A 12,966-nucleotide genomic window follows, 5' to 3' on the forward strand; every position below is an offset into this window, starting at 1 on the left:
GTCGTTCACAAGGTCCGCAACGTCAAGGGTCACCGTGAAGGTCAGGGTCGCAGTGCCCGCATTGCCCTCTGCAACAGGAGCGGGGTCGTCAATCGAAATAATCTGCCCATACCCAACACTTAAGCCAAAAAACAGAAAAGCCCAGAACAGGATGTATATCCGACTTGGGCCAGTACTAGGAAATAATGAGGTCTTTTTACAGAGAGATAGCATCAGCTGTTCTATGAGTTCCAGTTTCGTTCTTTTACTTGTTTTTAGGTTGGTTTTTGGGAATACCAATATTACTAAAAAAGCTTAGAACGCCACAACTTTACGGTTTAAATCTATGTTTCTTGGTTGAAATACAACCGCTTTGAAAAAAACAGGTTTTTACACCGCTGCGGATGCTGTTTCTGCGTCTGGACTTATTTTTTTTACCAGTCCCTGCAATACCTTTCCAGGGCCTACTTCCACAAAGGTTTTTGCCCCATCCTGAACCATTTGCTGTACACTTTGGGTCCACTTGACGGGAGCGGTCAATTGCAGGATCAGGTTTTTCTTGATCTCATCCGCGTTGGACACCGCTGTTGTAGTCACATTTTGATATATGGGGCAGCTTGGAGTACCAAACTGTGTTCCTTCTATGGCCGCGGCCAACTCTTCCCTGGCAGGTTCCATCAATGGGGAGTGGAACGCCCCTCCAACGGGCAACAACAATGCTCTTCTTGCCCCTGCTTCCTTTAATTTTTCACAAGCTACGTTTACCGCATCCACTTCACCGGAAATCACCAATTGTCCGGGGCAATTGTAGTTGGCGGGAACTACCACACCATCGACCTCAGCACAGATTTTCTCCACGACCCCGTCTTCCAATCCCAATACGGCTGCCATGGTACTAGGTTTTAGTTCGCATGCTTTCTGCATGGCCAAGGCTCGTTGTGACACCAATTTCAAACCATCCTCAAACGTAAGGGTGCCATTGGCCACCAAAGCCGAGAATTCCCCCAAGGAGTGCCCTGCCACCATATCAGGCTTGAAGCTATCTCCAAGTACCTTGCTCAAAATAACGGAATGCAAGAAAATAGCAGGTTGGGTCACCTTGGTCTGTTTCAGGTCCTCGGGAGTGCCCTCAAACATGATATCGGTAATGGAAAACCCTAAAATTCCATTGGCCTTCTCAAAAAGTTCCTGTGCAGTGGAGTGGTTTTCGTAAAGGTCCAACCCCATTCCTACAAATTGTGCGCCCTGTCCCGGAAAAATATATGCGTTCATAGTGTTCTTTTATTGTGAGTGGCACAAAAATAGGGATATTTTAGAATGTTGAATGTCAAGTGAGTTTCAATAACAAACTATTTGAACCAACTGGAATACGTAACATAGTTGTTGGCAATTCGGTCTATTTCTCCTGAACTGAGCTCTGGGCTGATATCCTTGATTTTTTTGGCCGGCATCCCTGCGTAAATGCTTCCTTCCTCCACATGGGTTCCTTTGGTCACCACGGCCCCAGCCGCTATAATGGAATTGCTCTCCACCACGCAATCATCCATAATGATACTGCCCATACCCACCAACACATTGTCTTTTAAGGTACAACCATGCACTATGGCATTATGTCCTATGGACACATTATTGCCAATGGTGGTCGGGGATTTTTGGTAGGTACAATGGATTATGGCCCCATCTTGCACATTGACCTTATTCCCCATTTTAATGAAGTGCACATCGCCACGTACCACTGCATTGAACCAAACACTACATTGGTCTCCCATGGTAACTTCCCCTACAATGGTGGCATTTTCGGCAATAAAACAGTCCTTTCCAATTTGAGGGGTTTTTCCCCTAACGGATTTCAATATCATTCTTTCTGTGTTAGTCCTACAAATTACGTTCTTTTCATGGATAAAAACATCTCGACTGCGCTCGATGTGACCTTCCACACTTCACTAAAGGATTTGCATTTCTTCCCATAGCCCAGAATCTCCTTCTACGCTTTGACACGAATTGCACAAATTTTCTCGAATACCTTTGTCATTTCGAACACTGTACTGAGCATACGGGTTTAGTAAAGGTGCTATGAGATATCTTTTTAAGCTTCCGACACGGATTGCACAAATTTTCTCGAACACCTTTTGTCATTTCGAACCTTGCCCTGAGCGTACAGCGAAGGAGCAGTGAAAAATCTACAGGTCTGTTGGTTGGGATTTCTCAATCATCCAGATTACTTCTGGACTCATTTAGAAATGACGATTTGCCTACTCTGTTTTATGCTTAGGCTTGGACTTTTCTATAATCTTTTATTGGAAATAGGATAAAAGTTCCGCTTTTTTGGATGCGGACACGGAGAGTTCCTTACCATTGGACAGCACTACACTTCCACCTTTTCCCTTTTTGTATTTGACCACTTCGGTAACATTGACCAAATAGGATTTGTGGATACGCGCGAAAGGATAGGCCTGAAGGGCATCCTCAAAATATTTTAGGGTCTTGCTGACCACAATTTTTTTATGCTCCAGATAGATTTCCGTATAGTTGTCATCGGCCTTGCAAAAATAAATGTCACCCACCTCCAGCACTTGAAACCCATCCTGTTGCGGCAAGGTAATCTTCCCTTCCGCCTTCATCGATTTGGCTTGAAGCACCTGACCTTCCAACGCCCCTTCCTTTTCTTTGATCGTCCTTACATAATCCACCGCTTTGATCAACTCATCAATATTGATGGGCTTCATTAAATAATAGGCCGCATGCTGATTTAGCGCATCCATGGCGTATTGGTTGTACGCTGTTACAAAAATGGTTTCAAAAGTGCGATCAGGGATTTGCTCCAATAGATCAAAAGCATTGCCAAAGGGCATTTCCACATCCAAGAACACCAAATCGGGTTCATGTTTTTTGATCAGCGCCAACCCTTCCTCTATATTGGCGGCCTCGCCCATCAGCTTTACACCAGAACAATATTTTGCCAAATAATTCCGAAGGATTTCCCGGCTGTTCGCCTCGTCCTCCACTATGATCGTGCGTAGTTCCATCAATCTTTTTTAAGCTTTAGGGACACTTTTGTGCCGGTTTGATCTTCATTGAGGTCGGTTATGGAAACATCGACCTTGTTCTTGTACATATCGTTTAGGATATGGATACGTTTTTTGATATTGCCCATTCCCTTGGATTTCTGCTTCTTCTGATTATTGGTTTTCAATTCCGCGGATTTTTTTCGGCCAATGCCATTATCCACAATGGTGATTTCCAATAGATCGTTACCGAGCTGTTGCACTGCAATTTTCAGAAACCCCTTATCTTCCTTGTACCGCAATCCGTGCCAGATGGCATTCTCTATATAAGGTTGCAACAACATGGGCGGAATCTGAAACGCTTCAACGTCCACTTTTTTATCGACCTCTATTTCATAATCAAACTTATCCATGAAACGGGAATGCTCCAGTTTCACGTACAGTTCCAACAATTCCAGTTCCTTGGACAATGGGATAAAATCTTCTTCCGAATTTTCGAGAACACTACGCATCAATACCGAAAACTCACTTAAAAACCGATTGGCACTGCGTTCATCGCTCTTGGCGATGTAATTGTTCACCGAATTCAGCGCATTGAAGATAAAATGGGGATTCATCTGGGTACGTAGCGATTTCAAAGCCAAAAGATTGTTGGCCAATTTCTGCTGTCTATTGCTCCGATAATACAAAAATGCCGTCAAGGCCATGAGCAAAATCCCAAAAGCCAAGGAATAAATGATCCACTTTTGCCGTTTGCTCGTTTCTTCATAGAGCTGCTGTTCGGTTACGGCCAGACTGTATTTGCTCTGGCTGAGTTCCCGTTCCTGCTCCAAACTGGAAATACGGTTCTGGGTGTTGGCAATCTCCCGATTGAACCGGGCCGCCCTGGAAATCTCTTGCTCCTTTTTAATATACAGACTGTCCACAACGGCCACATAATCTTGATACGACTCCAAAGCCCTGGTAAAATCCCCTTTGTACTTATAGACTTCCGACAGTTTCCGTGTCGCATCCTTTTGCACTACCAAATCGTCATCCTCATCGGCTTCCACGATACTTCGTTCCAGATAGGGAATGGCCTCATCCAACTTATCCTGGGCGATATAGGCATTGGCAATTTTGTAATTGATGCGTTGGGAGGTAATGGTATCTGAACCCGGCATTATAGAACTTGAAGCCGCCGTAGCCTTTTGTTGGGGCAATTGTTGCAGTTCGTTCAAGCTTTTTTTGCGCAATTGGATCTCATCATCATACCGACTTTTCTGATTGTAGAAATCGGCAACTTTTTCACTTTCCTGGATGGATCGTTCCGGAGCCACTTTCTTTGAAAGGTTCAGGGAATTCCGATAAAACCCTTCCGCTTCAATGGTACGATCTTGACCGGCATAGGCATCGGCCATTTTAGAGTTCAGGTCGATGACTTTTGGGGACACTTGGTTTTTTTCCGCAATTTGAAGTCCTTCCCTGTAAAACTCCTGGGCTTTTTTAAAGTTGGAGAGACCTTTATAGCTATCGCCAAGGGCTTCATAAAGCTCCACTCGCTGGTAGGGCACCATATTTTTCACCTCCAATAATGGGGTGAGGGTGGATTCCGCATTTTCATATTCACCATTCAATATATAGGCTTTGCCCAACAATAGTTTGGTCTTGCTGGTCTCCCGGGCAGAAAGGGCATCCTTAAAATTGGCGATGGCCAGATCGTATTGTTTGTGGAACATATAGATTTCCCCAAGAGTGGACAAGGAGGCCGACAATTCTTGTTTGTTCCCTTGACTTCCCAGAGGTGCTATGGAGCGGGCAATAAAATCAATGCTCTTTTCCAAATCAGTTCGCTTATAGAAATTAGCGGAGTCCAAGTATTGCTGATGGCTCAGCATGACTCGGGAAATAGGGCTTTCCTTTTTGGCATTGGACTCCCTGGCAGTTGATTTGGAGCGTTGCTCACCATCTTGGCCCATCCCATGATAAAGTCCCATCAAAAAAAAGAATACTATGTATACGCTGCGCATCATTGTTATGTAAACTTACTTCATCCCAAGCGTATTAAAAAATGGGTTTTACCGCAAAAACGACTTTAAGTGGCCCTATTTTACCGTTTTACCAATCCATCCCCTCCCTTCACTCATTACAAAGGTCATTTCCCTCATTTGCCTTTTTATCTTCACCAACAAACCACTACATCATCAATACATTATATTTGAAACATCCCTGGTCAAAAATTGTATCTATCATGAATGAATTTCTCAATACATTATGTAAAAGTATTCCCGACTTAAATGATGAAATAAAAGATATCAAAGCATTATTCATAAGAGCTCGATATTCTGGCTTTAATGAAAAGGAGGTTATAGAAATTAAAGACTACATTTTACAAGAGGAAGGCATAGGAATTGACGAATTTATTATCGACCCTGAGCCATGGAAAGGAAAAGACATATGGACCATAAGTTTTTTGGGTGATGAAGTTCAGGTTCAAAAGAAAAACATTTTGCTCTTCCTAGATATGCTGATCAAAAAATTCCCAAATCAGTTGGATTAAGGCACAGTTTGACAATCAGGAAATCTTGGAGTTGATATTATAAATCTCCTCAAGATTTACTAAGCTATAGCAACCCTTCACTCATTGTAAGTACCATTTCCCTCATTTGCGATTTTTCCTGAAAAATGTTGCGGGTACTTTTAGCCCATCATTTAAAACATTGCATCATGAAACATTTGAAACATCTATTCGGAATAACTTTTTGCCTACTCATTACAGCAACGTCATACGGGTGCGACCTGAAGGCGAAGGAACCTAGGAATACCGACCTGACCACCAAGTCGGTTACCGAAAAACCAAGCAAACAATATGTAAAGATTGCCCTGCTTTTGGATACCAGCAATAGCATGGATGGCCTTATCAACCAGGCCAAGGCGCAATTGTGGGACATTGTGAACGAGTTTACCCATGCCAAGTGCGGGAACGACTCCCGACCCTTATTGAAAATCTCCTTATATGAATATGGAAATGACAATCTATCGGCACGGGAGGGATACATCAGACAGGTTTTGGGCTTCAGTTCCGACTTGGATGAAATCTCGGAAAAGTTGTTTTCATTGACCACCAACGGTGGTGAGGAATTTTGCGGTCAGGTCATTCAAACCTCATTGAAACAATTGGATTGGGGCAAAAATGCCGATGATCTAAAAATGATCTTTATTGCTGGAAACGAACCTTTCACCCAAGGGAAATTGAATTATAGGGATGCCGCCACCAATGCCAAGGAGAATGATGTTATTGTAAACACCATTTTCTGTGGCAACTATGAACAGGGCATTTCCACCATGTGGAAGAGTGGGGCCACCCTTACCGGGGGCGAATACATGGCCATTGACCACAACAAACAGATAGTACACATAAACACTCCTTATGACGACATCATCATTAAGTTGAACTCCAAATTGAACAACACCTACATTTCGTATGGTGCCTTGGGAAGACAAAAAAAGGCCATGCAATCCATGCAGGACAGCAATGCTGCCGAAATGGAGGCCGCGGTTGCCGTGAAGCGGTCCGTAAGCAAGAGTTCAAGGCTTTACAATAACTCCAAATGGGATTTGGTCGATGCCGTGGAAGACGAAGAAGTGGTACTTTCAGAACTGGATGCTGAAGACCTCCCCGAAGAGCTTCAAGGAAAATCGGAAAGTGAGATCAACACCTACATCAAAGAAAAAAAGGAAGAACGCCAGGCGGTCCAAAAACAGATTCAAGAACTCAATGCCAAGCGCGAGGCCTATATTGCCCAAAACCAAAAGGAGGAAACCGGCGAACTGGAAAATGCACTTTTGTCCGCCATTAAGACCCAAGCGGCAAAGAAAAATTACAAGTGGGACTAACTATTTGTTGAACAACTGTGAAAGTGGTCCACCGAGAGCGGTGGGCCATTTTAGTTATTGGCTGCGGGACAATAGCAATCATATCGCTTGCCCTGGTCGCTCTGTCCAAAATCGTATCCCAAGGTAATCTGGTGAAAGCCTCCATTATCAAAACGGATATCCCCAGATTGGTAGGAATAATTGTAGGAGAACATGAAATTGTTCACATTCACCCCAATAATGGGCGTGAACAACTGTAAACGTTGCTCCGCAAAACCGCCATTGGACTGATACTGTGCCCCATCAAAGCTCCTTCTGTACGATAAACCACCCCAGACCGTCCCAAAACTCACATCCCTATACACTTTGGCATTGAGATCTACAGTTTTTTCCTTGGTAAAATCGGTCATTTGGAACAAAATGGAAGGCTCAATTCGAGTCGTTCTGCCAAAAACATATCCCACGGAGAACAGATACCGCCTCAAATTGTCAAATTCGGCAGCACTGTATAGATCCCGACCGCTTCCCAAAACATTCAAGATAGCGGCATGGGCATAAAATTCAAGAAAATTGTACGATGCCCCCAAGTCCACATTAAAGTAACTGGTCGTATTCTTCACCCCTGTGATCACCGGGTCCGGGAATACCGACCGGAATTCAGTTTCATCCAAACTACTCAGTATCACCCCGGCACTAAGTCCAAAAGATAATTGGTTGAGGGTCCTGAAATCACCCGCCAATTGCAAATGATGGGCATATGTGGCCTTAAATCCGGTTTGGGAATGGTATCCATTGGAGTCATTAAAAAGAATACCGCCAATACCACTGCGCTCCCCTACCCTGGAGTTGATGCTCAAGGTCTGTAAATTGGGTGCCTCGTCCACACTGAACCATTGCTTACGGGCCGTTAGACGTACTTTGGTCCCTTCGGCAATTCCGGCCATGGAGGGATATACCAAATAGTAGTTGTCCGACAAATAATCGAAGTAAACCGGGATTCCTTCCTGCGCCTTGGCAAATAGTCCAAAAAACAGGGTTACTATCGTTGAGGTTATGTAGCGTCTCATGTGACGTTTGGGGCTATAATGGTTGCGTTGTAACTGCAATTAAACATTTAGATAACGATTTGCTGGATACATTATTATAATATTTTGCTGCGCATTCCAACTATTGGTATTTTTGCACAAAGATTCGCCATGAAAGAATATAACATTACCGTTGTTGCCACGAACAATCCAAAAATCATAAAATTGGAAGCCAATCATTTTTTGGCCAAGGGCAATTATGAATATAAAAATATAGATGAGGCCAAGAATTCCCCCTTGGCCCAGCAACTCTTCTATCTTCCGTTCATCAAGACCGTTTACATTTCCGGAAACTTTATAGCCTTGGAGCGGTTTGATATTGTGGAATGGAACGATGTAAAGGACGAAGTGGCCCAGCAATTGGTGGAATACCTTAATGCAGGGGAACCTGTTGTCCATGAAGATATCACCCAGAAAAAAGAACCCATTACGGTGTACGCCGAGGTGACCCCCAACCCTGCCGTGATGAAATTTGTGGCCAATAAGCGTATTGTTCCCGCGGTTTACGAGTTCAAGAACATTGATGAGGCCAAAGATTCGCCATTGGCACAGGAACTTTTCCATTTTCCGTTTGTAAAAGAGGTCTTTTTTGATGAAAACTATGTTTCCATTTCAAAATACGATATGGCCGAATGGGAAGAACTCACCATGCAGTTGCGTGAATTTATCCGGGATTTTTTGGCTGATGGAAAGGAAGTGGTTTCCGCGGAAGCCCTCCAAAAAAGCAAGGAATCCACCGAGCAGGCCTCCACTCAGACCCAGTATGATGACACCTCGCAACAGATCATTGATATTTTGGAGGAATATGTAAAACCTGCCGTGGCCAGTGATGGTGGAAATATTCTGTTCCAATCCTATGAGGCGGAAAGCAAAACCGTGAACGTGATCTTACAAGGTGCCTGTAGCGGTTGCCCCTCATCCACCTTTACCCTAAAGAACGGTATTGAGACCATGCTCAAGAACATGATGGGTGACAAAATCCATGAGGTAGTGGCCCTTAATGGCTGATTTTAAGATTCGTTTGTTCTGGATTCTGCCTAAAATTTGCTACATTGAATGAAATTCAAAAACAATGACCATGGCAGTTTTAAAAGTAATCGAAGTATTGGCTAATTCCGATAAGGGGTGGGAAAACGCGGCCAAAAACGCGTTGGAGCAGGCCTCAAAATCGGTAAAGAATATCCGTTCCATCTACATCAATGAACAAAGTGCCACCGTAAAGGATGGAAAAATTGACGACTATAGAGTCAATGTAAAAATTACGTTCGAAGTTAAATGACCCAAGGGCACAACACCTGATCGCGCCCTTATGGGCGCTTTTTTTGTTTAAAAACATCGTATGCCAAAGAAAGCTCTCCTTGTATTGGCCTTGGCCACCCTAATCCTCAGTTGCAATCAAAAACCCAATAAAGTGTCGCACAAATACACCAATGCCCTGATCCATGAAACCAGTCCCTATCTGTTGCAGCACGCCCATAACCCCGTAAATTGGGAAGCTTGGAGTCCGGAGGTATTGGAACGTGCCCAAAAAGAGGACAAGCCCTTGTTGATCAGTATAGGGTATGCGGCATGCCATTGGTGCCATGTCATGGAAAAAGAGTGCTTTGAAGATGAGGAAGTGGCCCAAATGATGAACGAAAACTTCATCAATATTAAAATTGACCGCGAGGAAAGGCCCGATGTGGACCAAATCTATATGGATGCCATTCAAATGCTATCAGGAAATGGGGGGTGGCCCTTGAACATCGTTGCCTTGCCCGATGGAAAACCGTTCTGGGGAGCCACTTATCTCCCCAAGGACAATTGGATAAAATCCTTGGAACAAATTGTTCAACTCTATAAAAACGATAGGGCTAGGGTCACCCAATACGCCACAGACCTCGCTGGAGGCATCCATGCCATCAATTTGGTGGAAACCGATACAGAATCCGACCTATATTCGCTGGACCAGTTGGACGCTGCCGTAAACCAATGGTCGCAGCATTTTGACCCCAACTTGGGAGGATACCAAAGGGCACCTAAATTCATGATGCCCAACAACTGGGACTTTCTATTGCACTACGCCACCACAAAGAACAAACCGGAGCTCTTGGAACAGGTGAACACCACCCTTACCCGAATGGCCTACGGTGGGGTCTATGACCACGTGGGAGGAGGTTTTTCAAGATATGCCGTGGATACCAAATGGCATGTACCCCATTTTGAGAAGATGTTGTACGACAATGGTCAACTGGTCAGCCTATATGCAAAAGCTTATGCCGTGACCAAAAATGAGCTCTACAAACAGGTCGTGGAAGAGACCATTGGATTTGTCCAAGAAGAGCTTTTGGATGAAAATGGAGGCTTTTATTCTTCCTTGGATGCCGATAGCCTGGATGAGCATGGAGAACTGGAGGAAGGCGCCTATTATGTCTGGACAGAGGAACAACTTACCCAGTTGCTGGGGGATGACTTCCCCATTTTCAAGGAATATTACAACATCAACGCTTATGGCCTTTGGGAAGAAGGAAATTATGTCCTTATCCGGGATAAGGGGGACGAAGCGATTGCCCAAAACCATACAATTTCTGTCACGGAACTACAGGATAAAATGGCCAAGTGCCTTAAAATCCTAAAAAAAGAAAGGGCAAAACGTTCCAAGCCCAGATTGGACGACAAGATATTGACCTCCTGGAATGGGTTGATGTTGAAAGGATTGGTGGATGCCTATCGATATTTAGGCAATGAAGCCTACTTGGAACTAGCATTGAAAAACGCCCGATTTCTGGAAAAGGAAATGATCAAAGAAGACCACTCCCTATTCCGGAACCATAAAGCCGGAAAAAGCAATATCAATGCCTTTTTGGAAGACTACGCCTCAGTGATTGAAGCGTATTTAGCATTGTACGAGGCAACCTTTGATGATGCGTGGCTGAACCATTCCAAAAAACTACTGGATTATACCAAACAACATTTTAGGGATGAAATGTCCGGGATGTTCTTTTTCACTTCGGATGAAGACCATTCCTTGATCCGCAGGAGCATTGAAACCAATGACAATGTCATCTCTGCCTCCAATTCCATTATGGCCAAGAACCTTGTCAAGTTCCACAAGCTGTATACCAAGGAAGATTATGGCGACATTGCCCGCCAGATGGTAAAAAATGTACAAAAGGATTTTGATCGCAGTGCCCAAGGTTTTGCCAATTGGTTGCATGTAATCCTCTACGAGAATCAGAATTTCTATGAGATTGCCTTGGTAGGTGATAATTACAAAGCATTGGGCAAAGAGGTCGGTGCACAGTACCTGCCCAACAGTATTTTGGTAGGTTCCAAACAGGACGGAAATTTGGAACTCCTCAAAAACAGGCATGTGGATGGAGAAACCCTCGCCTATGTCTGCATTGAAGGCACCTGTAAGTTGCCAGTCACTACTTCGGAAGGGGTCATGCAACAAATACAGTCATTCCAATAGGATTAACATTTGTTTACATCGCATTTTTTTCGATTTCACAGAATATTATTTAGTTTGCCCCAAACCAAAAAAAGCATATGGAAGAATTCAAAAATTATCAAGACTACATAGATCACGCCTGGGAATGGACCTTGAGCATGTTGCCCAATCTCATTCTGGCCATCGTTATATTTTTCGTGGGATTATGGATCATCCGTTTCATCAATAAGATGGTACGTAGATTTTTCCAAAGGAAAGATTACGATGAGACCTTGGAATCCTTTTTGCAAAGCTTTATCAGCATTGCCCTAAAAGTATTGCTGTTTGTCTTGGTGGTTACCCAACTCGGTGTTAAGACATCTTCCTTGGTGGCCATGATCGGTGCCGCAGGTCTTGCCATAGGTTTGGCCCTGCAAGGGTCTTTGGCCAATTTTGCCGGCGGGGTACTTCTTTTGATCTTTAAGCCTTTCAAGGTCGGGGACTGGATTTCCGCCCAAGGTGTGGATGGAACCGTAAAGGAAATAAGCATTTTCAATACCAAACTCAGCACATTTGGCAATCAAATCGCCATAATTCCGAATGGACAACTGTCCAATGGCAATATTGTGAACTACAATATGGAAAATACCCGTAGGGACAAGTTTGATGTGGGAATTGGATATGGGTCCAATATCAAGGAAGCCAAAGACATTCTGTTGAAAATCTGTGCGGACAATCCCAATATCCTCTCCGAGCCTGCCCCCGAAGTTTATGTAGGGGCCTTGGGCGACAGTTCCGTAAACCTGACCCTACGTTTTTGGGCCAATACCGATATGTTTTGGCCCGCCCATTTTTATGTGATCGAAGAAGCCAAGCTTCGCTTTGATGCCGCTGGGATTGAAATTCCTTTCCCACAACGGGTGGTGCACCAAGCCGATTAAGCTTTCTTTTTTCCTTGTAGAACGAAGTCTTTTAGATAATAGGGTTCAAAATAGGCGACATCCTCAAAGCGTCCCGCTTCATATTTTTTATGGGCCAATTGCGCCATTTCCTTTGCGGAAGGTGTTACCGAAACGTCAAACTGAAAGTTGGGATGCTGAAGGAGGTCCTTGCATTTTTGGGCACCGCTGCCCACAATATGCACTTCTTTATGGGCCGTATATTCCCTAAATGAGTCTTCGGTGATGATTTCGGCCTTGGTTTCTCGGATTTCTTGATGGTCTGCATCAAATACGGCCGAATATACCTCCATCCTACGGGCATCCAATACCGGAATGATCAGTCCATCACCCTTTAGGGTGACTTGATGTGCCATACTTTCCAAGGTAGGAATGGAAATCAACGGAAGGTCCAATGAAAAACAAAGTCCCTTTGCTGCGGATACGCCTATGCGGAGTCCCGTATACGAACCTGGGCCCTTGCTCACCGATACGGCATCCAAGTCTGAAAAAGACAAAGAAGCCCCTTGCAAGGCTTCCTTGATAAAAATGTGCAATTGTTCTGAATGGGAGTATTCCATGGCATTGTTTTCCTTAAGGAAAACAACAGTATCTCCATCGGAGATGCTCACAGAGCAATTGGTGGTCGCGGTTTCTAAATTGAGTATTCTGGCCATAGCGGCCACAAAGAT

At 44.1% G+C, this 12,966-nt stretch carries 13 protein-coding genes; 6 read left to right on the top strand and 7 right to left on the bottom strand.

Going from position 1 to position 12,966, the window contains the following annotated elements; genetic code table 11:
- From DN53_RS18010 to DN53_RS14595, 5 genes are all read right to left on the bottom strand, one after another.
- Positions 1-213 (bottom strand): hypothetical protein (locus DN53_RS18010; RefSeq protein ID WP_207211128.1); only part of this gene is annotated, 213 nt, incomplete at its 3' end.
- A gap of 156 nt (positions 214-369) precedes the next feature.
- Positions 370-1,251, bottom strand: a complete 882-nt coding sequence (gene fabD, locus DN53_RS14580) for an ACP S-malonyltransferase (protein ID WP_129655390.1) — start codon at positions 1,249-1,251, stop codon at positions 370-372.
- Between the two features lie 77 nt (positions 1,252-1,328).
- Positions 1,329-1,838, bottom strand: coding sequence for a gamma carbonic anhydrase family protein (locus DN53_RS14585; protein ID WP_129655392.1), 510 nt, complete (start codon positions 1,836-1,838; stop codon positions 1,329-1,331).
- A gap of 435 nt (positions 1,839-2,273) precedes the next feature.
- Positions 2,274-3,005, bottom strand: a complete 732-nt coding sequence (locus tag DN53_RS14590; protein WP_129655394.1) for a LytR/AlgR family response regulator transcription factor — start codon at positions 3,003-3,005, stop codon at positions 2,274-2,276.
- Positions 3,005-4,960 (bottom strand): tetratricopeptide repeat-containing sensor histidine kinase, encoded by a 1,956-nt coding sequence (locus tag DN53_RS14595; protein ID WP_165357447.1) that lies wholly within the window; start codon positions 4,958-4,960, stop codon positions 3,005-3,007. Before DN53_RS14595 ends, DN53_RS14590 begins: the two co-directional genes overlap by 1 nt.
- Before the next feature lie 74 nt (positions 4,961-5,034).
- On the opposite strand from DN53_RS14595, the gene DN53_RS14600 reads away from it, so the two are divergent.
- Together DN53_RS14600 and DN53_RS14605 are read left to right on the top strand one after the other, a co-directional pair.
- Positions 5,035-5,523: a hypothetical protein gene (locus tag DN53_RS14600; RefSeq protein ID WP_129655396.1), complete on the top strand. Its 489-nt coding sequence runs from the start codon at positions 5,035-5,037 to the stop codon at positions 5,521-5,523.
- A gap of 167 nt (positions 5,524-5,690) precedes the next feature.
- Positions 5,691-6,860: a VWA domain-containing protein gene (locus tag DN53_RS14605; protein ID WP_129655398.1), complete on the top strand. Its 1,170-nt coding sequence runs from the start codon at positions 5,691-5,693 to the stop codon at positions 6,858-6,860.
- Between the two features lie 50 nt (positions 6,861-6,910).
- Here DN53_RS14605 and DN53_RS14610 read toward each other — a convergent pair whose 3' ends face one another.
- Positions 6,911-7,906, bottom strand: a complete 996-nt coding sequence (locus DN53_RS14610) for a PorP/SprF family type IX secretion system membrane protein (RefSeq protein WP_129655400.1) — start codon at positions 7,904-7,906, stop codon at positions 6,911-6,913.
- A gap of 129 nt (positions 7,907-8,035) precedes the next feature.
- Between DN53_RS14610 and DN53_RS14615 the strand changes: the two genes are divergently transcribed.
- The 4 genes from DN53_RS14615 to DN53_RS14630 all read left to right on the top strand — a co-directional run bounded on the left by DN53_RS14615 (position 8,036) and on the right by DN53_RS14630 (position 12,277).
- Positions 8,036-8,932, top strand: a complete 897-nt coding sequence (locus tag DN53_RS14615) for a NifU family protein (RefSeq protein ID WP_129655402.1) — start codon at positions 8,036-8,038, stop codon at positions 8,930-8,932.
- Positions 8,933-9,002: 70 nt separating this feature from the next.
- Positions 9,003-9,203, top strand: a complete 201-nt coding sequence (locus tag DN53_RS14620) for a dodecin family protein (RefSeq protein WP_129655404.1) — start codon at positions 9,003-9,005, stop codon at positions 9,201-9,203.
- Between the two features lie 60 nt (positions 9,204-9,263).
- Positions 9,264-11,378 (top strand): thioredoxin domain-containing protein, encoded by a 2,115-nt coding sequence (locus DN53_RS14625; RefSeq protein ID WP_129655406.1) that lies wholly within the window; start codon positions 9,264-9,266, stop codon positions 11,376-11,378.
- A 77-nt stretch (positions 11,379-11,455) separates the two neighbouring features.
- On the top strand, positions 11,456-12,277 hold the full coding sequence (locus DN53_RS14630) for a mechanosensitive ion channel family protein (RefSeq protein WP_129655408.1): 822 nt from the start codon (positions 11,456-11,458) through the stop codon (positions 12,275-12,277).
- Here DN53_RS14630 and tsaB read toward each other — a convergent pair.
- The gene (gene tsaB / locus DN53_RS14635; RefSeq protein ID WP_129655409.1) at positions 12,274-12,951 is read right to left on the bottom strand and encodes a tRNA (adenosine(37)-N6)-threonylcarbamoyltransferase complex dimerization subunit type 1 TsaB; all 678 of its coding nucleotides are present in this window, start codon (positions 12,949-12,951) and stop codon (positions 12,274-12,276) included. The genes DN53_RS14630 and tsaB overlap by 4 nt on opposite strands.
- Between the last annotated feature and the right edge of the window lie 15 nt (positions 12,952-12,966).

This window comes from Flagellimonas olearia, assembly GCF_004150225.1.
In the GTDB taxonomy this organism is placed as follows: Bacteria; Bacteroidota; Bacteroidia; order Flavobacteriales; family Flavobacteriaceae; genus Flagellimonas; species Flagellimonas olearia.

Bases quoted from the DNA above. Each gene is read 5' to 3' on its own strand.
- fabD (WP_129655390.1), bottom strand. From the start codon at position 1,251: ATGAACGCATATATTTTTCCGGGACAGGGCGCACAATTTGTAGGAATG.
- tsaB (WP_129655409.1), bottom strand. From the start codon at position 12,951: ATGGCCAGAATACTCAATTTAGAAACCGCGACCACCAATTGCTCTGTG.
- DN53_RS14600 (WP_129655396.1), top strand. From the start codon at position 5,035: ATGGGTTTTACCGCAAAAACGACTTTAAGTGGCCCTATTTTACCGTTT.
- DN53_RS14615 (WP_129655402.1), top strand. From the start codon at position 8,036: ATGAAAGAATATAACATTACCGTTGTTGCCACGAACAATCCAAAAATC.
- DN53_RS14625 (WP_129655406.1), top strand. From the start codon at position 9,264: ATGCCAAAGAAAGCTCTCCTTGTATTGGCCTTGGCCACCCTAATCCTC.
- DN53_RS14590 (WP_129655394.1), bottom strand. From the start codon at position 3,005: ATGGAACTACGCACGATCATAGTGGAGGACGAGGCGAACAGCCGGGAA.
- DN53_RS14620 (WP_129655404.1), top strand. From the start codon at position 9,003: ATGGCAGTTTTAAAAGTAATCGAAGTATTGGCTAATTCCGATAAGGGG.
- DN53_RS14595 (WP_165357447.1), bottom strand. From the start codon at position 4,960: ATGGGACTTTATCATGGGATGGGCCAAGATGGTGAGCAACGCTCCAAA.
- DN53_RS14585 (WP_129655392.1), bottom strand. From the start codon at position 1,838: ATGATATTGAAATCCGTTAGGGGAAAAACCCCTCAAATTGGAAAGGAC.
- DN53_RS14605 (WP_129655398.1), top strand. From the start codon at position 5,691: ATGAAACATTTGAAACATCTATTCGGAATAACTTTTTGCCTACTCATT.
- DN53_RS14630 (WP_129655408.1), top strand. From the start codon at position 11,456: ATGGAAGAATTCAAAAATTATCAAGACTACATAGATCACGCCTGGGAA.
- DN53_RS14610 (WP_129655400.1), bottom strand. From the start codon at position 7,906: ATGAGACGCTACATAACCTCAACGATAGTAACCCTGTTTTTTGGACTA.